The sequence below is a fragment of the Muricauda sp. SCSIO 64092 genome, from assembly GCF_023016285.1.
In the GTDB taxonomy this organism is placed as follows: Bacteria; Bacteroidota; Bacteroidia; order Flavobacteriales; family Flavobacteriaceae; genus Croceivirga.
The window spans coordinates 5,041,891-5,061,521 of sequence record NZ_CP095413.1; the positions used below are offsets into that span (position 1 = coordinate 5,041,891).

A 19,631-nucleotide genomic window follows, 5' to 3' on the forward strand; every position below is an offset into this window, starting at 1 on the left:
TTGTTGGTTTATGGAGGTTCATTAATTTTACCAAAAACAATCAACCAGCAACCATAAACCATAATTTTTGGCTCAAACACAATATACTGAAGAGAATATACGCTCGCTGGACTGGAAGGAGCATATCCGTATGCGTCCCGGAATGTATATTGGTAAGTTAGGCGACGGTTCTTCCGCAGATGATGGCATTTACATTTTACTGAAAGAGGTCATTGACAATTGTATCGATGAGTTTGTCATGGGTGCGGGGAAGACCATTGAAATTGCCATCAGGGACAATGAGGTAAAAGTTCGGGATTATGGCCGGGGTATTCCTTTGGGGAAGGTCGTGGATGTAGTATCCAAAATGAATACCGGGGGAAAGTACGATACCCGGGCCTTTAAAAAGTCCGTAGGATTGAACGGTGTTGGAACGAAGGCCGTAAATGCGCTATCCACTTCCTTTAAGGTAGAGTCCACACGTGATGGACAATCCAAAACAGCGGAATTTAATACAGGAAACCTGGTCAATGAAAATCAGGCCGAATCCTCCAAAAGACGGGGTACTTTGGTAAGTTTTATCCCGGACGAAACCATTTTTAAGAAATACAAATACCGAAATGAGTATGTGGAACGCATGCTCAAGAACTACGTTTATCTTAATCCGGGGTTGACCATTGTGTTCAATGGGGAAAAGTACCATTCAAAAAATGGCCTCAAGGACCTTCTGGAGGATAACAACAACCAAAGTGACTTCCTGTATCCCATTATCCATTTAAAAGGGGATGATATTGAGGTAGCCATTACCCATAGCAAAACCCAATACAGTGAGGAATACCATTCCTTTGTCAATGGACAGCATACCACGCAAGGGGGCACACATCAAGCGGCGTTTCGGGAAGCCATTGTCAAGACGGTGAGGGAGCATTACAATAAAAATTTCGATGCCTCGGATGTGCGCAAGTCCATTATTTCCGCTATTTCCATCAAGGTGATGGAACCCGTATTTGAAAGTCAGACCAAAACCAAATTGGGTTCCACGGATATGGGAGGAAATCTACCCACGGTTCGGACCTATGTGAATGATTTTGTGGGGAAATACCTCGATAATTACCTCCATAAAAATCAAGATGTAAAAGACGCGCTATTGCGTAAGATTTTACAGGCCGAAAAGGAACGAAAAGAGCTTTCGGGTATTCGAAAACTGGCCAGGGAACGGGCTAAAAAAGCCAGTCTCCACAACAAAAAACTACGGGACTGTCGTGTCCATCTCCAGGACATGAAGAAGGACAGGCGTTTGGAGACCACCCTTTTTATTACCGAGGGGGATTCTGCGTCTGGTTCCATCACCAAATCAAGGGATGTGAATACCCAAGCGGTATTCAGTTTACGGGGGAAGCCCCTAAACTCTTACGGAATGTCCAAAAAGATTGTGTACGAGAACGAGGAATTCAATTTGTTGCAGGCCGCCTTGAATATTGAGGACTCCCTGGAAGACCTTCGTTACAACAATATTGTGATCGCTACGGATGCCGATGTGGATGGAATGCACATTCGATTGTTGCTCATTACCTTTTTTCTACAGTTTTTTCCGGAACTCATCAAGGAAAACCACCTGTACATCCTTCAAACCCCGCTTTTTCGGGTGCGAAACAAAAAAGAAACCATTTATTGCTATTCCGAGGAGGAGAAAAGGGCCGCAATCGGGAAACTTTCGGGGAAACCGGAAATCACCCGTTTTAAGGGGTTGGGGGAAATATCCCCGGATGAGTTCAAACACTTTATTGGTGATGATATCCGTTTGGAACCGGTGATGTTGGACAAGGCCATGTCCATTGACCAGTTGCTTCAGTTCTACATGGGCAAAAATACGCCGGACAGGCAGCAATTCATCATACAAAATTTGAAAGTAGAACTTGATTTGGTAGAGGAAAACCAATTGTAAATCAGACGATAGGATTTAAATGGAATTGAACGGCGAATTGAACGACGAACACTTATCAGAAAATGAACAATATGAAGGTGACTCCTTAACAAGGGTAACCGGAATGTACAAGGATTGGTTTTTGGATTATGCCTCCTATGTCATTCTGGAAAGGGCCGTTCCTGCCATCGAGGATGGATTTAAGCCCGTACAACGGCGTATCATGCATTCCCTAAAGGAATTGGATGATGGGCGTTACAATAAGGTAGCCAATGTTGTGGGACATACCATGCAATACCATCCGCATGGAGATGCCAGTATTGCGGATGCGATGGTCCAAATAGGCCAAAAGGATCTGCTTATAGATACCCAGGGAAACTGGGGGAACATTTTGACTGGTGACAGTGCTGCAGCTTCGCGGTATATTGAGGCCAGGCTTTCCAAGTTTGCCTTGGACGTTGTTTTTAGTCCCAAGATTACCGAGTGGCAGCTCTCCTACGATGGTAGAAAAAGGGAACCGGTGAACCTACCGGTAAAATTTCCCCTGGTATTGGCCCAGGGGGCAGAGGGAATTGCAGTTGGGTTATCAACTAAAATCCTTCCCCACAATTTCAATGAGTTGATCGATGCTTCCATAAAACATCTAAGAGGGCAACGATTTAAGCTGTTTCCCGATTTTCCGACTGCGGGAATCATCGATGTTACCAACTATAACGATGGTTTAAGGGGTGGAAAGGTCAGGGTTAGGGCAAGGATTGAGAGTATTGACAAGAATACGCTCGTGATAAGGGAAATCCCCTTTGGCAGTAATACCTCCAGTTTAATAGATTCCATCCTGAAGGCCAACGACAAAGGAAAAATAAAGGTCAAGAAAATCGAGGACAATACTGCGGCCGAGGTTGAGATTTTGGTGCACATCCCCAGCGGGATATCACCGGATAAAACCATTGATGCGCTCTACGCATTCACGGCATGTGAATCTTCCATATCCCCTTTGAGCTGTATTATTGAGGATAATAAACCCATATTCCTTGGTATTAGTGAGGTGTTGAAGCGTTCAACGGACAATACCGTTGAATTGCTGCGGCAAGAATTGGAAATCCAGTTGAACGAACTCGAGGAGCAATGGCATTTTTCCTCGTTGGAACGCATTTTTATAGAGAACCGAATTTACCGGGACATTGAAGAAGAAGAGACCTGGGAAGGAGTAATTGCGGCCATAGACAAGGGCTTAAAGCCCCATGTTAAACATTTGAAACGGGCCGTGACCGAGGAGGACATTACCCGCTTGACCGAAATACGGATCAAACGTATCTCCAAGTTTGACCTGGACAAGGCCAAACAACATATTGAAAGTTTGGAGGAGAGGATTCAGGAAACCAAAAATCACCTGGAAAACCTCATTGATTTTGCCATTGACTATTTCAAAAATCTGAAGAAAAAATATGGCAAGGGCAAGGAACGTAAATCAGAGATTCGAATATTTGATGATATCGAAGCTACCAAAGTGGTCATTCGTAATACCAAATTATATGTCAATCGGGAAGAAGGTTTTATAGGAACCTCCTTAAGAAGGGATGAATATGTAACGGATTGCAGCGATATTGATGATATCATTGTCTTTACCAAAAAAGGGGGAATGATGGTCACCAAGGTGGATTCCAAAACCTTTGTTGACAAAAACATCATCTATGTGGCGGTCTTTAAAAAGAAGGACAAACGCACCACCTTTAATATGATATATAAGGATGGAAGGGGAGGTGCGAGCTATATCAAACGTTTTAACGTGACGTCCATCACCAGGGACAAAATGTATGATTTGACCAGTGGCAAGGCCAGTTCGGATGTGCTTTATTTTAGTGCCAATCCCAACGGCGAGGCGGAGGTGGTTACGGTTCACCTCAGACAGTCAGGGAGTATCAAAAAATTGAAATGGGACCTGGACTTTGCCGATGTATTGATAAAGGGAAGGGCTTCCAAGGGAAATATCGTTACCAAATATCCGGTCAAGCGCATTGAGCTCAAGGAAAAAGGATTGTCCACCCTAAAGCCCAGAAAGATTTGGTTCGATGAAGTGGTACAGCGGTTAAATGTGGATGGAAGGGGAGAATTATTGGGAGAGTTCAGGGCAGAGGACATGTTGTTGGTGGCCAATCAAAGGGGCTTTGTAAAGACCATTGCCCCAGATTTGAACACCCGTTTTGATGATGATATGATCGTTCTGGAAAAATGGAATCCCAAAAAGCCCATATCGGTCATTTATTATGAAGGGGGAAAGGACAGGTATTATGTAAAGCGGTTCTTGATTGAAAATCCAAACAAGGAAGAATTGGTCATTTCCGAGCACCCTAAATCCCAATTGGAACTGATTTCCATGGACTGGCGGCCAATGGTGGAGTTGGAATTCACAAAGTTGCGGGGGAAGGAGCCTAGGCCCAATGAAAATGTGGACCTGGAAAGCTTTATTGCGATCAAGGGCATAAAGGCTTTGGGAAATCAATTGACCGCATTGAAACTTAAAAACGTAAATGCCCTCGATCCCTTGCCCTTTGAAGAGGCCGAAACACAGGAAGCGGAAGAAATTGAGGTCGTTGACGAGGAAAATGTGACCAGTAGTGATGATGATATAGGAAAAGCTGATCAAACATCATTGTTTTAACCATATATTCTCCCTACTTTAACGCCGCTATGAAAATTTACTCATTTATTTCTTAGATACCCTATATGGATTTTACCAACCCGCTCGTATACGGCGTGCCAGTTTTTATCGCATTCATCCTATTTGAACTTACGTACAGTAAAACCCACGGCGACGACCATTTATACGATTGGAAGGATTTGGCCGCAAGTGGTTTTATGGGGGTGGGTTCGGCAATTCTGGGCCCTTTGTTCAAAGTAATCTTTGCCGTTGTCCTTTTTGAAGGGGTGTATGAGTTGTGCAATCCCATGGTCGAGGGAATTCGTACAAATCGCCTGGGTTACGCATCTTTTGGTTACGCTTGGTACATTTGGATTTTTTGCATGTTGGCAGATGATTTTACGTATTACTGGTTCCATAGGGCCAATCACGAGATACGCATTCTATGGGCGGCCCATATCGTGCATCATTCTTCAGATAATTTTAATTTGGGAACGGCGGTACGCAATGGATGGTTTACCATCTTGTACAAACCACTTTTTTATATGTGGATGCCGGCCATTGGGTTTCCACCGGAGATGGTGGTGGTCTGTCTGGGGATAGAAGCACTTTGGCAATTCCAATTGCACTCCGTTTATATCCCCAAGCTTGGGTTTTTGGAAAAATTCTTGAATACACATACCATGCATCAGGTACATCATTCCCAAAATGTGGAGTATTTGGATAAGAACCATGGCGGAATCCTGAATATTTTTGACCGTATGTTTGGAACATGGAAGGAATTGGACGATCGTATTGATGTAAAATATGGGGTAATCCATTCCCCCAATTCCTACAATCCCGTGGTGATTCTAACACATGAGTTCAAGGATATTTGGAGGGATGTAAAAAAGGCGAAGAAATTTTCCCATAAGCTCATGTATATTTTTGGCCCTCCCGGATGGAGCCATGACGGGAGCACCTTAACGGTAAAACAACAACAACGCCTCTTTAAGAAACAAAAGAAAGTGCAGCCGGAACTGGCTTTTAAACGACCCAATTAGCTGTTTTCCAAAACTTCTTCCGCATCCCTGTTCCTTTTTCTATTGCGCATCATCCGCATATCAAAGAATTCTACCATAAGGGAAAACGCAATGGCAAAATACAAATACCCTTTGGGGATGGAGCCTACTTCCTGATCAAATACCACTAGGTGGGAAAGGTGGGCAGCTTCGGCAATCAACATAAAACCGATAAGGATCAGGAACGAAAGTCCCAAAACCTGTATGGAGGGATGTTGGTTCACAAATTCCCCAACCGGATTGGCGAACAACAGCATGATGACAACGGAAATGACCACGGCCACAATCATTAAGATCAGGGCATCATTGGGATTGGGGGAGATGCCATTGGTCATCCCTATGGCCGTTAAAATGGAATCAAAGGAAAATACAATATTAATGACCGTAATCTGGATAATGGCATTCTTTAAGGAGGAGGAACGCCCTTTTTTAACCTCACGTTCATCATGCCCACGGTCCTCAATCTTTTCATGGATCTCTTTGGTGCTTTTGTAGAGCAGGAACAACCCACCAAGAAATAAAATCAATGCCTGCCAACTAATGCCGCCATGTATCCAGGATTTACTCAAGACCAAAAAGGGCTTTTTAAGGGAAGTGAGCCAGGTAATTCCGAACAAGAGTACAATCCGCATGACCATGGCCAGGACAAGTCCAATATTGGTGGCCTTTTTCCGATCCTTTTTTTCAAGTTTTCCTGCGGCAATGGTAATAAAGATAATATTGTCTATTCCCAGAATAATTTCAAGGAAGGTGAGTGTCAGCAATGCCATCCAGGCATCTGGACTCGTGAAGATTTCAAACATGGTCAGTGTGTTTTAAAAGCTGTGCCCCGCAACTTTTTTGGGTCACCTACTGTGCTAAATTCAAATGTATAAGAACTATCCGTTGTAGTCAAGATTTTTATATGAACGGATTTTTCCTCGGCCCTGTTTTTTGGATTTAGTTTCTTAAGGACATATTCGCAATCGTTGATCCATCGTATGGAAGAGGTGTCCTGTTTGCCCTTAAAATAGTCTATCTCGATGTTTTTTTGCCTTAGAAACTCGGTGGTCAGCGTATCCCCATCCACAATGGTGGAGAACTTGAATTTCCCTTCGGTAAAGTCCGTGCAGTTCCGTTGGGGGGGACTTTGGCAGCTTGCCATGATTCCCATACTAGCCAAAAAGAGAAGGAAGGGGCGTACAAATGAAGACTTCATGGGGTAAAAATAAACCTATTTTTTGGGGTGATAGGTCTCAAATGTACCATCGTCATAGAAAAAAACAATTTTGGAAACCGATTTCCCATTAGGTTCCTGTGGTCCGTTTTTAAGGCTTGTTCCCAAATCCTCCTTTGGGTTATGTTCCGCATCCAAAATGGACGTTTTAGGAGGGAATTCCCCTTTACCGCTTAAGAGCCAGTAAAGATTGACCTCTGGATAGGCCTTAATGAGTTTAAGGACAAAATCCAGACTTGGTTTGTTTCGCCCGGATAGGAGATGGGAGATGCTGGACCTTGGCACACCAATGGCATCCGCTAAGGAGGAAGCGCTTAGTTTGTAATGGGACATTATGCTTTGAAGCCGTTCTATGATCATAACTGTTACAAATGTAAATTACAATTGCATATATTTCTGTGATATTTTTGCGAAATAAAGTGAAAACAAGATTGAAAATTATCAATCAATTATTGATATTACGTGTTGTAATTATCTGATAAATAAAAATATAAATGTTTAAAAAGTTTTGTGTAGGTAATTGTAAACCGGCACGTTTACAAATGTATAAAAGTGTCGAATGGCGACGGATTTACTGTTTACGGATGTAATTTGTATTTTTAGTTCGGACTGAAGTGGAGACCGAAACCTGACACGGAATTCTTACATTATTTTTAAAAAAGCAACGCTTTGATTACATTTTATTTCTTAATTCATTAATTTTACTGAAAATTCTTTTGGCATGAGCAAAGTAAAGCTAGACGAAATTGATCACCAGATTCTGGATATGTTAATTGACAACACCAGAACCCCATTCACCGATATCGCCAAGAAGCTCCTAATTTCTGCGGGTACCGTCCATGTACGGGTAAAAAAAATGGAAGAAGCCGGTATCATCAAAGGCTCTTCCCTAACCTTGGATTATGTGAAGTTGGGGTATTCCTTTATAGCTTATGTGGGTATTTTTTTGGAGAAAACGCACCAAACAAAGTTTGTTTTGGAACGCCTAACACAGATTCCATATGTCACAGTGGCCCATATTACTACAGGGAAGTTCAATATTTTCTGTAAAATACGGGCAAGGGATACCACACATGCCAAGAATATTATTTTTAAGATTGATGATATTGATGGTATCAGTAGAACGGAAACCATGATTTCCCTGGAAGAAAGTATCAATGACAAGAAAAGATTGATGCATACCATTTTCAATGAACTCTAAAATAGGGGATTGAATACCTCCAAACCTGAACCAAGCGAGTACCATCCGTACTATTCCACGTACATCGAGGCCATGGGAGATGTGCCTTTGCTCCCCGCCCTGGAAGAGGGACTTAAGGATATGCAATCCTTTATGGCCCGTCTGGAAGACCATAAATTGACATTTGCCTACGATACAGGTAAGTGGACCGTAGCGGAAGTTTTGGTACACTTACTGGATACGGAACGTATTTTTCAGTACCGGGCGTTGCGTTTTGCCAGAAATGACCGTTCGGAACTTCCGGGATTTGAGCAGGACGATTATGTTGTGGAAAGCTTTGCCAACCAAAGGACAAAAGCGGGGATTTTAGAAGAATTCATGGGTATTCGTCAGGCCAGTATTTCCCTGTTCAGGTCGTTCAATGAAGATAGTTTGCAACGAATGGGAACGGCCAGTGGGGTTAAGATGAGCGTAAGGGCATTAGGCTATGTGATCTGTGGTCACCAGGTACACCATTTAAAGGTTTTGGAAGATTATTATTTCTAAACGGTATCCTCTGAATCCGTACTGAAATCAGGTTCTATTTCAGGGCTGCCATCAACTGCTCCCTCGGTAAGCTGTGCTTCTTCGGAACTGCCCAGTTCCTTTTCAATGTTTTCCTCAAAATTGGAAATAAAATTGGATAGGCTTTGACTGATTTTTACCAGATAAATGGTATCATCGGTTTTGACCTCAACTGCTTCGATCAACTCCCCGTTGGGCTTTTTCAAGACAATGATATCGTTGTCCCCATAGCCATGTGGATAAAGGTCGATCAGCAGGGAGGCCACCTCCCGATCCAGCCTTTTGTAATCTACAATTACTCGTTTCATAGTAGGTATCTTAGGTTAGACAATTAAAGCTAAAAAAAATAGCCACCCATGGGACCAAAGAGTTGTCAAAACTATTTTTTAGTATATGAAGTTATCCATCCATGTAGTAAAGGAAAGATTCCACCAATAGCTCATGGGGTACCCTAATGTTGATGACCGCATTTCCTATACTGGCCAAGAGCGTAAAGTTGATGTTGCCGTGCTGATTTTTTTTATCGTGCTTCATAAGGGCTATGATCGTTTCTATCTCGACCTTGGAGAAGCTTACGGGTGTAAAGTACTTCTTAAATTCCCGCTTAATTTCCTCCAATTCAATTTTTGATAATCCAGTGAGTTTATGGGACAGGTAACTTTCCAGCACCATCCCAATGGCAATGGCTTCCCCGTGCAACAAGGTATCCCGTTCCGTACTTTCAAGGCAATAGGACTCTATGGCATGCCCTAGGGTATGGCCAAAATTCAGTTTTTTCCTGATGTTCTGTTCGGTAGGATCCTTCGCAACAATGCCCCCTTTTATTTTTATGGATGTTTTTATCAGTTCTTGGTCATAGTGGGAAAAGGCTTCCGATCGGAGATGGTTCCAGTAGGTGTCGTCCATGATCAATCCGTGTTTGAGCATTTCCGCAAATCCACTTTTTATCTGGCGTTCCTCCAAGGTCTTTAAAAATTCCGGAAAGACCAATACCATTTTTGGTTGTTGGATAACCCCTATTTGGTTTTTTAAAACGCCCAGATCCACTCCGGTCTTACCACCTACGGAAGCATCCACCATGGCCAATAGTGTGGTGGGTATGTTGATAAAGTCAATGCCCCGTTTAAAGGTAGCCGCCACAAACCCACCCAGGTCCGTAACCACACCACCGCCAAGATTGATGAGCAGGCTCTTGCGATCGCCCCCCATTTCGGATAATTGGTCCCAAACCTTTGAGCAGGTCGCTATCGTTTTATACGTTTCGCCCGGCTTAATGGAAATAATGCCCTCTATGGGGTGGGAACAGAGGTTTTGGAACAGCGGTAGGCAATGTGTTTTGGTGTTTTCATCCACCAGAACAAATATTTTGGAGTAGCGCTGCCCTCCCAATTTTTGGTGTAGGATGGCCTTGGCTACGTCATTAAAGTATATTTCATGGGTGGTTTCTACGGCAGCTTCCATAACGCTTCTATTACTTTAAACTATGGGTCAAAGAAAACCATAAATTGACAAAAAGAATATTTAACACCTGCTTATCTTTACCAAATCGAGAAATTAACAAATATGGGACGAATTTTTGAAGATACTGCAACGGCATTTGCACTAAAAAGTGATTCCGAACTGGAACGTGCGTATTTCCTTTTCAGACTTATTGCAAATGAGCCACTGGTGCGTATTGGTACCGCCGTAACCAATTTTGCCATCAACGCACATTTACCTGTTGAAGGCTTGATCAGGGCAACGGTATTCGACCATTTTTGCGGGGGGGTCAGTGAGGAGGATTGCCTCCCGATCATTGACAAGATGTACCAAAAAAGGGTCTGCTCCATTTTGGATTACTCGGTTGAGGGGAAAGAGGTGGAGAACCAGTTGGATAGTGCACTTGAGAAAATACTTCGGGTCCTTGATTTTGTAAAGGAAAAAAATGCCATCCCCTTTGCAGTTTTTAAGCCCACGGCCTTTGGAAGGTTTGGTTTGCTGGAGAAAAAGAGTGCCGGGGAACCATTGAGCGACCTGGAACAGGCCGAGTGGGACCGGATTGTGGGCAGGTACGAAAAAGTATGTCAAAAAGCATTCGATTTGGAGGTTTCCCTACTTATAGATGCCGAGGAAAGCTGGATACAGGATGCAGCGGACGAACTTTGTCTGCAGATGATGCGAAAATACAATACCCAAAGGGCCGTGGTCTTCAATACGGCCCAAATGTACCGTTGGGATCGATTGGATTTCTTGAAAGGAATCCACCAAATAGCGGTCGAGGAAGGATTTAAACTGGGCATCAAAGCGGTTCGGGGCGCCTATATGGAAAAGGAGAACAAAAGGGCGGAGGAGCAAGGCTATAAAAGTCCTATCTGTGCTTCCAAAAAGCTGACGGACGAGAGTTTTGATAACGGCATTGCCTATATGGCCGATCATTTGGACACCTTTACCATTTTTGCCGGAACCCATAATGAGGAAAGCTCCTATAAATTGATGGAACTGATCGCGGGGCACGCCTTATCCCATGACGACGATCGGGTGTGGTTTGGGCAATTGTTCGGGATGAGTGACCACATCAGCTTTAACCTTGCGGAGCATGGATATAATGTGGCCAAATATCTACCTTACGGACCGGTGAGGGATGTGATGCCCTATCTGATCAGAAGGGCAGAGGAGAATACTTCGGTAACGGGACAGACCTCCAGGGAAATGGAATTGTTGAAAAAGGAAAGGGCCCGGCGTAAGATTTAAGGTTCGTTGTACGATTCCACGACAACCTCGTCCGGACAGCTTTTGACCATAATGACCTTTTCATCATCGTTTTCAATACGATAGCGCTTGCAGGGCTCGGACCTGGTGTCACTTTTTCCAAAATCGATAGTGCCCCCTTTAAAGAAGGAATACCATAACACCGAATCCCTGGAAAAGGTGTCCTCAAGTCCATTGGCATAGGAAATGGATTTGGAACGAATGTCCTTTAACACCCTGCAATTGGGAAAATAGCAAACCTCGAAGCCCGATTCACCGGATTTCTTTTTGATGAAGAACACCAGGAATACCAATCCTATGGAAAAACCAATGAGATACCATCCCAGGCGTTTTAAAAAGCCACTTTTCATTAAAAAATAAGGAAATTAATATCGTTGTAGGACAGGCCAAACCAATCCCCAACCGATTTATTGGTCAAAATCCCGTGGTACATATACAGCCCGTTGCGAAGCCCCTTATCAAAACGTAGGGAGTTCTCCAGACCACCGTCCTCCCCAATTTTTAGGAGATAGGGGGTAAAGATATTGCTTATGGATATGGTGGAGGTCCTGGGATATCTGGAGGGAATGTTGGGAACCCCATAATGGATGACCCCATATTTTTCCACGGTAGGTTGGTCGTGATCGGTCACTTCCGTAGTTTCAAAACAACCGCCCATATCAATACTTACATCAATAATGACCGCCCCTTTCTTCATATGCTCCACCATGCTGGTGGAGACCACAATGGGGGAACGGTCCTTTCCGCGTACGGCACCGATGGCCACATCACAACGCTTTAAAGCCTTCAATAGGTTTTTGGGCTGAATGGTGGAGGTGTACACCGTTTGCTTTAAATTGGTTTGGATATTTCGCAGCTTGGTAATGGAATTATCAAAAATTTTGATGTTTGCCCCAAGGCCCAGGGCCGATCTTGCGGCAAATTCACCAACGGTTCCGGCACCAATGATGACCACTTCAACGGGTGGGACCCCACTGATGTTGCCAAACATCAATCCATTTCCGTGGTTGGTCACTGCCATCAATTCGGATGCGATAAGTATTGAGGAAATCCCCGCAATTTCACTTAGGGACCGTACCGCGGGAAACTTCCCGTCCTCATCCCTAATGTACTCAAAGGCAATGGCCGTAATCCGTTTTTTGGCGAGTTGCTCAAAATACTTTTTGGTTTGGGTCTTGATCTGCAAGGCAGAAATAATGGTCGCCTGTGGATTTAGTAAATCAATTTCAGAAAGGGTAGGGGGTTCCACCTTAAGGATCAGAGGGCATGAGAATACCTTTTTGGTGTCGTTGGTGATTTCCGCACCTGCATCGGTATAGTCCACATCGGAGTAGTTGGCCCCTTCGCCGGCACCGGACTCCATGAGTACGCGATGTCCATGGGCGGTAATGGCATTGACCGCATCCGGGGTGAGGCAGATACGTTTTTCCTGGTATTGATTTTCCTTGGGAAGGCCTATAAAAAGTTCTCCTTTTTGTTTTAAGATTTCCAAGGTTTCTTCCTGGGGAAGCAACTGTTGCTTGCTAAACGGAGAAGAAGGCTGGTTCATATAAGGTAAACAGGATGTTTACGCCAAAGTTACATTTTTTTTGAAAGGGTAATCTTGCGTTGTTCCAGCTTTTCACGTTCTTTACGCAGTTCCTCTTTTTCCTTGAGGATTTTTAATTCGGCATCCATGGCTTCCAAATCGATCCCATGTACATGTTTGTCATACAACTTCATACGAATAAAATAGACAAAGGGAATAACGATTACACATATGGGTAAAAGCCACAATAAGTTTTCGCTATCCACGATATAATCCTTATCAAAGATATCCTCAAAGATTTGGAAGGCATACATGATAATGGGTAATAACAAGATATGGTACCACCAGTGCTTACAGGTCATAAACCAAATAAAAATAAGGTACAGGGGTACTACTTTTTGGAAAAGGAACCAAAAATATACTTGATAATCGGGCCAACCATTTTTGCCCAACTCCTTTCCGAAAATTACGATAGAGGCATCGGGATCATCCGGAAACAGTTCATATACCTTTAATAGAAAAGGTGCTAAAATGATGAAAAACACCAAAGTAGATTCAATGATAATCCGCTTTTTTGCCTTTTGCCCTTTTTCAGTTTTTACTCGTCGCATCTCTTGGCAAGCTAGTTTGGTATAGGCTATAACGAAAAAAAGGGCAATGTAGTATTGCCCTTTCTAACCTTAAAGAATTTTGACCTATTCTACCCTGACTACTTTTCTTTTGTCAATACCAACCTCTTGATTGTCATCTACAGTTGCGTAAGGTGCAGCAATAGCTGCCATCAAGGTCAAACAAGCCAAAATACCAAAAATTACTTTCTTAGTGTTCATCGTACTAAAATTTTTGGTTAATAAATGAATTCATTCAACGGCAAATGTAGGAAAAGTTTTGATTAAAAATGCATTTCATCGAGATTATTTGCATTTCAACCGAAGTTTTATCCCGTTTGTCGGTAGAAGGAACTTTGATTTGAATATAGGAAGTATTGTTTAAGAAGGCCTTAGTAGTCCTTTAATATTCGATACGACGGGTTGTTTCATCGATAAAATACAGCAAAACCTTGTGGTACCCTTCTGGCAAAAGCGGTTCAATTTTCTCGGGCCATTCGATAAAGAGATGGGCGTTACTGGAAAAATACTCTTCCAATCCTATATCCATAGCCTCTTCCAGCGAATTGATACGGTAAAAATCGAAGTGATAGGCCAAAAGATTTCCGTTTTTGTCATGATATTCGTTTACCAATCCAAAACTGGGGCTATGGCCCAGATCAATACCCCCAAGTTCGTTGACCAAGGTTTTAATCAAGGTGGTTTTCCCTACCCCCATGGCCCCGTAAAACGCCAATACCGGACTTTTTTGGTGCAGCAGTAACGACCGTGCCACTTCGGCAATGGTCTTTTGGTCATAGATTATTTCCTTCAATTGTACTTATTTAGATGATGTGCGTTGGAAAACTAAAATCCAATCAAATCTACAAACAAGGGATTGTAATTACGCTCTTAAAGCTTAAGAAGGAATTGGAAGATTGGTTAAAGCAGAGGTAAAAGGTCCCTTAGAGGGCTGGAACAGAACTAATTGTCCTTTGACCGTGTTCTTTTGGTGATTTCGTGTGCAATATCCTCCAGCATTTCCTTGAGTTCCCTTTCTTGGCGTTCCTTGATCTTGGCTTCCACAATCTCTTCTATTTCCTTAATCTGGGATTTGGAAAGTTTTCCCGTATGTAAAACCGCTTTATCCGGATTGAGCATTTCCCCTTCGCCAGTAATCAACCATATTAAATTCAACTGTGGGTAGGTGCGTACAATATTTTCAATAACATCACTGCCCACAGAAGCATGGTTCTTCTTCATCCGTAGGGTATAACCATTACTGGCCCCAATGGACATATCAAACTTCCGGGCACTCAGCCCTGCGTATTGGATAAACTGTATGATACGGTCAATAGTTTTTACCATTTTTTTGAGGATAAGTATAGCGAATATACTCTTTTTTATTGATTAGGTCAATAAACAATAGAGGTTGTTGAGAAATAATGCTCAAATAAAATATAAATAATTATTGATGTGTAGAAAATATTTTATATTTGTGTTGTTATGACATAATCAGGGCGGAAACTGAAAAGCCTAAAAAGAGTAAGTATAAATTAAATTTAAAATTAATGAAATCATTAAGTTTAGAAACAATGGAAAATCTCTCTGCTTCTGGTAGTAGAGGATGTCTAATAGCTGGTGCTATTGCTGGCGGGCTTTTTGTAGCAGGTTTTTTGTTTGCACCGGCTTTTGTAGGGTCGGCTACCTTAGTCGGTGGAGCTTCCTTGTCCGGATGTTTGTAATTAAAAAATCCATATCAATGAAAAATTTACTGTATTCCAAAATAATTTCTACTGTGTTGTTAGCAATAATAGTTTTTAATTGGGCAACTGGATACATACTTGGTCAAAATTTAAATACGATTTTATTCATGGGATTCAGTATGTTTTTTATATATGAATTATTCTATTTCTATAAACTTTTAAAAAAAGATAAATGAAACTTTTGAATGAAGAACAAATGGAAACCCATGCTGGCGGCAATTGCTTTGCTAGGGGTTTTCCTTGGATTCGGTTTGTTTGGATTAATCATGGAGCTCGGTTACTACAATGGATCTGACGGTAGAAGCCTTTTGCTTGATTGTTGGAACAATAAACTGTAATAAGGGAGGGATGGTCCAATTTTGACCATCCTTTTCTAGAAAATTCATTCAATAACTTCAAATATGACTAGATGAACTTTAAGGGTGCGATTTTTTTCTATGCCTTTGTATTTCATTATTAATTTCCTCAGAGTTTTCCAAATTCATTTTGGATTATAATAATATGATATATAGTGACTTAAGTAAAATTCTACCTTTAGCAAAAGCAAGCGATACTTTTGATAAAATAAGAAGATGGCAACTCCTTTGTTAAGAATAATAATTTAAAAAAGACCTACTTCACCTCCAAAACCACAAAGGGATAATCATTCCCTCTAGGCTTACTCCATGGTGTTTCGGATGATCGAAACGATGAAGGAATTGAACGCCCCCGTGTATTATGATGTAGTCCAACAGAGTTATGCGTATTCGGAACCTACGGAGTTTAAATGCGGCTTTTTTATGGAAAGTTTGAATGAGAGCGCACAACGTAACCTTACAGGTGGGTTTGGTTTTGATACTATTAAAAGATTGATGAAATTTTAACAGTTTTGGCCCCATGACTCTCAAAAAATGAGAGTGTCATTGTCCATCTTTACCAAACATCAAAACAGCGCGCAACAGAATTTCTGGTTTTGGTGTAAAATGAATATTTAATCCAAAAAATATCAGACAATGAATAATTTGAAATCATTAAATGTCACAGAATTGACTGAAGAAGACTTGAATCACACCAATGGAGGCGGGTTAATTGGCTTTGCAGTAGGGGCATTTTTTTTAGGTAGAAGAATAGAGTATATGAAAGATGGGGGAGGTTTTTTTGACTTTTATTTATAATAATTTTAAAATTTTTATCTTTATGAAACCACATGAAAATAGTATTGAAGAGATTTCTAGAAACGATTTAAAGAGTATTGATGGCGGTCATTGGGCTATTGCAGCAGCGATTTCAGTGACTAGTTTCTTTTATCAATTAGGAAAAGATTCATACGAATTACACCCTGAGAGTTTAATCTAGTGTTAACGAAATAATTCAAAAGGTTATGAAAACTGAAAGCAAAGAAAATAGATTAATTGGAATTTTTTTCTGTGCACTTTTTATAGTAGTGTTTTTAATTAGTCTGTTCTATGAAATTGGGAAAGACTCTTTTCTTATTCATCCCGAAAGTCTGATCAGCTTCTAAATTTGAGTGCCTTTTAGATTATATAGAATCCAGTTCTCATTACATGGAGAACTGGATTTAATATGTTACAATACGTTTATCTACTCCTTTGTTAAGAATAATAATTAAAAAAAGACTCATTTCACCTCCAAAACCACAAAGGGGATGATCATTTCCTCCAGACTGATACCCCCATGTTGGTAGGTATTGCGGTAATAGCTTACATAGTGGTTGTAATTGTTGGGGTAGGCAAAGAACAGATCGTTTTTGGCAAAAATATAGGAGCTGCTTACATTAATGTTGGGTAAATGTACCTTGGCGGGTTCTTTGGCAGCCAGTACCTCTTTTTCATTATAGCTTAGGCTCCGCCCTGTTTTATAACGCAGGTTAAGGCTGGTATCCCTGTCGCCAATGACCTTGGACGGCTGTTTTACGTTTATGGTGCCGTGATCGGTGGTAATGATCAGTTTCATCCCCAGGGCCTGGGCTTTTTGGATAATTTCCAGTAAAGGGGAGTTTTTAAACCAACTGAGGGTCAAGGATCGATAGGCCTTATCATTACTGGCCAGTTCCCGAATCACCTCCATTTCGGTTTTGGAATGGGACAGCATATCCACAAAATTGTATACAATGGCGGTCAGGTCATTGTCCTTTTGGGAATTAAAGTTCTGCGCCAACTGTTTTCCCTGCTTCAGGCTGCTTATTTTATGGTATTCCCACTTTAGGTCCAGCCCCAACCGCTTGAGTTGTGCCCCCAGGAACTCTGCTTCATAAAGGTTTTTTCCACCCTCATCGGTATCGTTTTTCCACCATTCGCGATGCCGTTTTTCCATCTCCAAAGGGGTCAGTCCCGAAAAGATGGCGTTACGGGCATATTGGGTTGCCGTGGGTAGGATGCTAAAATAGGCGCGTTCGGTTTTCTTTCGATAAAAATTGGAAACCGTGTCCTCAAACGCGAGCCATTGGTCGTACCTAAGGTTGTCAATGACCACAAAAAGGGTTTTGGAACCCTTTAGCTCGGGAACCACCCACTTTTTAAATAACATATGGGAAAGTACGGGTCCATCATCCTCCTCAAACCAGGAACGGTACCTTTTGTCCACAAATTTGCTGAACTGCGAATTGGCCTCCACTTTTTGGGATTCCAATATTTCGAACATGCTCTGATCCTCGATTTCCTCCAATTGCAGTTCCCAAAAAATTAATTTTTGGTACAGTTCTGCCCATTCTTCATAACAATTGACCATGGAAAGGTCCATGGCAATTTTCCGGAATTCTTGTTGGTAATTGGCCGTGGTCCGTTCGGATACCAGTCGGGAATGGTCCAAATTCTTTTTTAGGGAAAGCAGGATTTGGTTGGGATTGACGGGTTTGATCAAATAATCCGCAATTTTACTGCCAATGGCCTCCTCCATAATGTATTCCTCCTCACTCTTGGTGATCATGACCACGGGCAGGGATGCTTCCCGTTGTTTGATTTCGCCCAGGGTGTCCAGACCGGAAAGCCCGGGCATGTTCTCATCCAAAAAGACAATATCAAAACGTTGGCGATCTACTTCGTCCAAAGCTTCCTGTCCACTTTGAACGGTGGTCAGTTCATAGCCTTTGTTTTCCAAAAAAAGGATGTGTGGCTTTAAAAGGTCAACTTCATCATCGACCCATAGAATGGATATCTTTTTCATGCTCATTATAGTGCTATCTTTGCGTCCTCAAAATAAGCCTATTGTCACAGACCAACAAGCTTAAAATATTTAACGATCCCATATATGGATTTATTGGGACACCCAGTGAATTGATTTTTAAATTAATTGGGCACCCCTATTTTCAGCGCCTTCGGAGGATTTCCCAAATGGGGCTTTCCTACTTGGTCTATCCCGGGGCGCACCATACGCGTTTTCACCATGCCCTGGGCTGTATGCATTTAATGCAGAAGGCCGTACAGATTTTGCGGTACAAACATGTGGAGATTACCCCAGAGGAGGAAAATGGACTGTTCTGTGCCATTTTACTGCACGATATTGGACATGGCCCTTTTTCCCATGCCCTGGAACATTCCCTGATTCCCAATAGCAGTCACGAGCAGATTTCCCTCTTGTTTATGGAAGAGTTGAACGGGGAATTTGGAGGTGAACTGGAAGTGGCCCTGCAAATTTTTAAGGGGGAGCATCCCAAAAAATACCTGAACCAATTGGTGTCCAGCCAACTGGATATGGATCGGTTGGATTACCTGAAACGGGACAGCTTTTATACCGGGGTAACTGAAGGGAACATCAGTTCCGACCGCTTGATCACGATGCTGAATGTGGCCAACAACGAATTGGTTGTGGAAGAAAAGGGACTCTATTCCGTGGAGAAATTCTTAATGGCACGTAGGTTCATGTATTGGCAGGTATACCTGCATAAAACGAGTCTGGTTGCGGAGGCTTTGCTGATAAAATTGATAAAAAGGGCCAAGTACGTATTGAAGGAAGGCAAACCCCTGAAGGGTTCAGGGGCGTTTATAGGATTTTTGCAGCATGAAGTAACCGATTTTGATAGGGGAAATCTAGCGCGCTTTTCCGAATTGGACGATGTGGATGTGATTTCCGCCCTAAAAGAATGGCAGTACCACGATGATTTTATCCTTTCGGATCTGTCAAAACGCCTTTTACGCCGGAACCTTTTGAAAATAAAGATTAAGGACAAGCCCTACAATAAGGCGAAACTGGAACAACGAAGGGCCTGGACCAAAATGAACTATGGTATTGGGGATGCTGAATTGGAGTATTATGTTTTTGAAGGGGAAATCAGCAATCAGGCCTATAATGCCAAAGATCAGAACATCCATATTTTGACCAAAAGTGGGAAGTTGATCGATGTAGCGAGGGCTTCGGATCATTTCAACCTTGGGTCGCTTTCGAACAAAGTGGTGAAATACTATGTTTGTTACCCCAAGGCAAGCGTTTGACAAATTTTCTTAC

At 42.2% G+C, this 19,631-nt stretch carries 23 protein-coding genes; 11 read left to right on the forward strand and 12 right to left on the reverse strand.

Translation table 11 applies throughout. The features are described from left to right. Nucleotides 1-67: 67 nt before the first annotated feature. From L0P88_RS20910 to L0P88_RS20920, 3 genes are all read left to right on the forward strand, one after another. Nucleotides 68-1,924: a DNA topoisomerase IV subunit B gene (locus L0P88_RS20910; RefSeq protein WP_247131823.1), complete on the forward strand. Its 1,857-nt coding sequence runs from the start codon at nt 68-70 to the stop codon at nt 1,922-1,924. A gap of 19 nt (nt 1,925-1,943) precedes the next feature. After that, complete coding sequence (locus L0P88_RS20915; RefSeq protein ID WP_247131824.1) at nt 1,944-4,562, forward strand: DNA gyrase/topoisomerase IV subunit A; 2,619 nt, start codon at nt 1,944-1,946, stop codon at nt 4,560-4,562. 65 nt (nt 4,563-4,627) lie between these two features. Beyond that, nucleotides 4,628-5,584 (forward strand): sterol desaturase family protein, encoded by a 957-nt coding sequence (locus L0P88_RS20920; RefSeq protein ID WP_158777436.1) that lies wholly within the window; start codon nt 4,628-4,630, stop codon nt 5,582-5,584. Here L0P88_RS20920 and L0P88_RS20925 read toward each other — a convergent pair. The 3 genes from L0P88_RS20925 to L0P88_RS20935 all read right to left on the reverse strand — a co-directional run bounded on the left by L0P88_RS20925 (nt 5,581) and on the right by L0P88_RS20935 (nt 7,151). Beyond that, nucleotides 5,581-6,405: a TerC family protein gene (locus L0P88_RS20925; protein ID WP_247131825.1), complete on the reverse strand. Its 825-nt coding sequence runs from the start codon at nt 6,403-6,405 to the stop codon at nt 5,581-5,583. The two genes, L0P88_RS20920 and L0P88_RS20925, sit on opposite strands and share 4 nt — an antisense overlap. Nucleotides 6,406-6,407: 2 nt before the next feature. Further along, a complete protein-coding gene (locus L0P88_RS20930) occupies nt 6,408-6,746 on the reverse strand; it encodes a DNA topoisomerase IV (RefSeq protein ID WP_247131826.1) in 339 nt (112 codons plus the stop codon). Nucleotides 6,747-6,815: 69 nt separating this feature from the next. Further along, complete coding sequence (locus L0P88_RS20935) at nt 6,816-7,151, reverse strand: helix-turn-helix domain-containing protein (RefSeq protein ID WP_247131827.1); 336 nt, start codon at nt 7,149-7,151, stop codon at nt 6,816-6,818. A 388-nt stretch (nt 7,152-7,539) separates the two neighbouring features. Between L0P88_RS20935 and L0P88_RS20940 the strand changes: the two genes are divergently transcribed. Both L0P88_RS20940 and L0P88_RS20945 read left to right on the forward strand, forming a co-directional pair. Then, nucleotides 7,540-8,019, forward strand: a complete 480-nt coding sequence (locus L0P88_RS20940; protein WP_158777433.1) for an Lrp/AsnC family transcriptional regulator — start codon at nt 7,540-7,542, stop codon at nt 8,017-8,019. Between the two features lie 9 nt (nt 8,020-8,028). Then, complete coding sequence (locus tag L0P88_RS20945; protein ID WP_247131828.1) at nt 8,029-8,544, forward strand: DinB family protein; 516 nt, start codon at nt 8,029-8,031, stop codon at nt 8,542-8,544. Here L0P88_RS20945 and L0P88_RS20950 read toward each other — a convergent pair. Continuing rightward, on the reverse strand, nt 8,541-8,870 hold the full coding sequence (locus tag L0P88_RS20950; protein WP_247131829.1) for a hypothetical protein: 330 nt from the start codon (nt 8,868-8,870) through the stop codon (nt 8,541-8,543). The two genes, L0P88_RS20945 and L0P88_RS20950, sit on opposite strands and share 4 nt — an antisense overlap. Nucleotides 8,871-8,961: 91 nt before the next feature. After that, complete coding sequence (aroB, locus tag L0P88_RS20955) at nt 8,962-10,023, reverse strand: 3-dehydroquinate synthase (protein ID WP_247131830.1); 1,062 nt, start codon at nt 10,021-10,023, stop codon at nt 8,962-8,964. Between the two features lie 102 nt (nt 10,024-10,125). On the opposite strand from aroB, the gene L0P88_RS20960 reads away from it, so the two are divergent. Continuing rightward, nucleotides 10,126-11,292, forward strand: coding sequence for a proline dehydrogenase family protein (locus L0P88_RS20960; protein WP_247131831.1), 1,167 nt, complete (start codon nt 10,126-10,128; stop codon nt 11,290-11,292). Here L0P88_RS20960 and L0P88_RS20965 read toward each other — a convergent pair. The 6 genes from L0P88_RS20965 to L0P88_RS20985 form a co-directional block, all read right to left on the reverse strand. Then, entirely contained in the window at nt 11,289-11,660 is a 372-nt protein-coding gene (locus L0P88_RS20965) for a DUF4258 domain-containing protein (RefSeq protein ID WP_247131832.1), read from the reverse strand. The two genes, L0P88_RS20960 and L0P88_RS20965, sit on opposite strands and share 4 nt — an antisense overlap. Continuing rightward, nucleotides 11,660-12,859, reverse strand: a complete 1,200-nt coding sequence (locus L0P88_RS20970) for an alanine dehydrogenase (RefSeq protein ID WP_247131833.1) — start codon at nt 12,857-12,859, stop codon at nt 11,660-11,662. Before L0P88_RS20970 ends, L0P88_RS20965 begins: the two co-directional genes overlap by 1 nt. A gap of 29 nt (nt 12,860-12,888) precedes the next feature. Beyond that, complete coding sequence (locus L0P88_RS20975) at nt 12,889-13,449, reverse strand: hypothetical protein (protein WP_247131834.1); 561 nt, start codon at nt 13,447-13,449, stop codon at nt 12,889-12,891. Nucleotides 13,450-13,533: 84 nt separating this feature from the next. Further along, entirely contained in the window at nt 13,534-13,668 is a 135-nt protein-coding gene (locus L0P88_RS24020) for a hypothetical protein (RefSeq protein ID WP_281499699.1), read from the reverse strand. A gap of 181 nt (nt 13,669-13,849) precedes the next feature. Continuing rightward, nucleotides 13,850-14,260, reverse strand: a complete 411-nt coding sequence (gene tsaE / locus L0P88_RS20980) for a tRNA (adenosine(37)-N6)-threonylcarbamoyltransferase complex ATPase subunit type 1 TsaE (RefSeq protein ID WP_247131835.1) — start codon at nt 14,258-14,260, stop codon at nt 13,850-13,852. A 149-nt stretch (nt 14,261-14,409) separates the two neighbouring features. After that, entirely contained in the window at nt 14,410-14,793 is a 384-nt protein-coding gene (locus L0P88_RS20985; protein ID WP_247131836.1) for a hypothetical protein, read from the reverse strand. Between the two features lie 203 nt (nt 14,794-14,996). Here L0P88_RS20985 and L0P88_RS20990 point away from each other — a divergent pair, with 203 nt between their 5' ends. From L0P88_RS20990 to L0P88_RS21005, 4 genes are all read left to right on the forward strand, one after another. Continuing rightward, complete coding sequence (locus L0P88_RS20990; RefSeq protein ID WP_247131837.1) at nt 14,997-15,170, forward strand: hypothetical protein; 174 nt, start codon at nt 14,997-14,999, stop codon at nt 15,168-15,170. 710 nt (nt 15,171-15,880) lie between these two features. Beyond that, on the forward strand, nt 15,881-16,054 hold the full coding sequence (locus tag L0P88_RS20995; RefSeq protein ID WP_247131838.1) for a hypothetical protein: 174 nt from the start codon (nt 15,881-15,883) through the stop codon (nt 16,052-16,054). A gap of 129 nt (nt 16,055-16,183) precedes the next feature. Next, nucleotides 16,184-16,345: a hypothetical protein gene (locus tag L0P88_RS21000; RefSeq protein ID WP_158777421.1), complete on the forward strand. Its 162-nt coding sequence runs from the start codon at nt 16,184-16,186 to the stop codon at nt 16,343-16,345. 22 nt (nt 16,346-16,367) lie between these two features. Beyond that, a complete protein-coding gene (locus L0P88_RS21005; RefSeq protein ID WP_158777420.1) occupies nt 16,368-16,526 on the forward strand; it encodes a hypothetical protein in 159 nt (52 codons plus the stop codon). Between the two features lie 282 nt (nt 16,527-16,808). On the opposite strand, the gene L0P88_RS21010 is transcribed toward L0P88_RS21005, so the two are convergent. Continuing rightward, nucleotides 16,809-18,353, reverse strand: coding sequence for a bifunctional response regulator/alkaline phosphatase family protein (locus L0P88_RS21010; RefSeq protein WP_247134912.1), 1,545 nt, complete (start codon nt 18,351-18,353; stop codon nt 16,809-16,811). Nucleotides 18,354-18,394: 41 nt separating this feature from the next. Between L0P88_RS21010 and L0P88_RS21015 the strand changes: the two genes are divergently transcribed. Beyond that, nucleotides 18,395-19,618 carry an HD domain-containing protein gene (locus L0P88_RS21015; protein ID WP_247131839.1) on the forward strand — a complete coding sequence of 408 codons (1,224 nt, stop codon included), beginning with the start codon at nt 18,395-18,397 and terminating at the stop codon, nt 19,616-19,618. The last annotated feature ends 13 nt before the right edge of the window (nt 19,619-19,631 follow it).

Coding starts and splice junctions, on each gene's coding strand:
- L0P88_RS20915 (WP_247131824.1), top strand. CDS start 1,944: ATGGAATTGAACGGCGAATTGAACGACGAACACTTATCAGAAAATGAA.
- L0P88_RS20920 (WP_158777436.1), top strand. CDS start 4,628: ATGGATTTTACCAACCCGCTCGTATACGGCGTGCCAGTTTTTATCGCA.
- L0P88_RS20925 (WP_247131825.1), bottom strand. CDS start 6,405: ATGTTTGAAATCTTCACGAGTCCAGATGCCTGGATGGCATTGCTGACA.
- L0P88_RS20930 (WP_247131826.1), bottom strand. CDS start 6,746: ATGGCAAGCTGCCAAAGTCCCCCCCAACGGAACTGCACGGACTTTACC.
- L0P88_RS20935 (WP_247131827.1), bottom strand. CDS start 7,151: ATGTCCCATTACAAACTAAGCGCTTCCTCCTTAGCGGATGCCATTGGT.
- L0P88_RS20940 (WP_158777433.1), top strand. CDS start 7,540: ATGAGCAAAGTAAAGCTAGACGAAATTGATCACCAGATTCTGGATATG.
- L0P88_RS20950 (WP_247131829.1), bottom strand. CDS start 8,870: ATGAAACGAGTAATTGTAGATTACAAAAGGCTGGATCGGGAGGTGGCC.
- aroB (WP_247131830.1), bottom strand. CDS start 10,023: ATGGAAGCTGCCGTAGAAACCACCCATGAAATATACTTTAATGACGTA.
- L0P88_RS20960 (WP_247131831.1), top strand. CDS start 10,126: ATGGGACGAATTTTTGAAGATACTGCAACGGCATTTGCACTAAAAAGT.
- L0P88_RS20965 (WP_247131832.1), bottom strand. CDS start 11,660: ATGAAAAGTGGCTTTTTAAAACGCCTGGGATGGTATCTCATTGGTTTT.
- L0P88_RS20970 (WP_247131833.1), bottom strand. CDS start 12,859: ATGAACCAGCCTTCTTCTCCGTTTAGCAAGCAACAGTTGCTTCCCCAG.
- L0P88_RS20975 (WP_247131834.1), bottom strand. CDS start 13,449: ATGCGACGAGTAAAAACTGAAAAAGGGCAAAAGGCAAAAAAGCGGATT.
- L0P88_RS24020 (WP_281499699.1), bottom strand. CDS start 13,668: ATGAACACTAAGAAAGTAATTTTTGGTATTTTGGCTTGTTTGACCTTG.
- L0P88_RS20985 (WP_247131836.1), bottom strand. CDS start 14,793: ATGGTAAAAACTATTGACCGTATCATACAGTTTATCCAATACGCAGGG.
- L0P88_RS20990 (WP_247131837.1), top strand. CDS start 14,997: ATGAAATCATTAAGTTTAGAAACAATGGAAAATCTCTCTGCTTCTGGT.
- L0P88_RS20995 (WP_247131838.1), top strand. CDS start 15,881: ATGAAGGAATTGAACGCCCCCGTGTATTATGATGTAGTCCAACAGAGT.
- L0P88_RS21000 (WP_158777421.1), top strand. CDS start 16,184: ATGAATAATTTGAAATCATTAAATGTCACAGAATTGACTGAAGAAGAC.
- L0P88_RS21005 (WP_158777420.1), top strand. CDS start 16,368: ATGAAACCACATGAAAATAGTATTGAAGAGATTTCTAGAAACGATTTA.
- L0P88_RS21010 (WP_247134912.1), bottom strand. CDS start 18,353: ATGAAAAAGATATCCATTCTATGGGTCGATGATGAAGTTGACCTTTTA.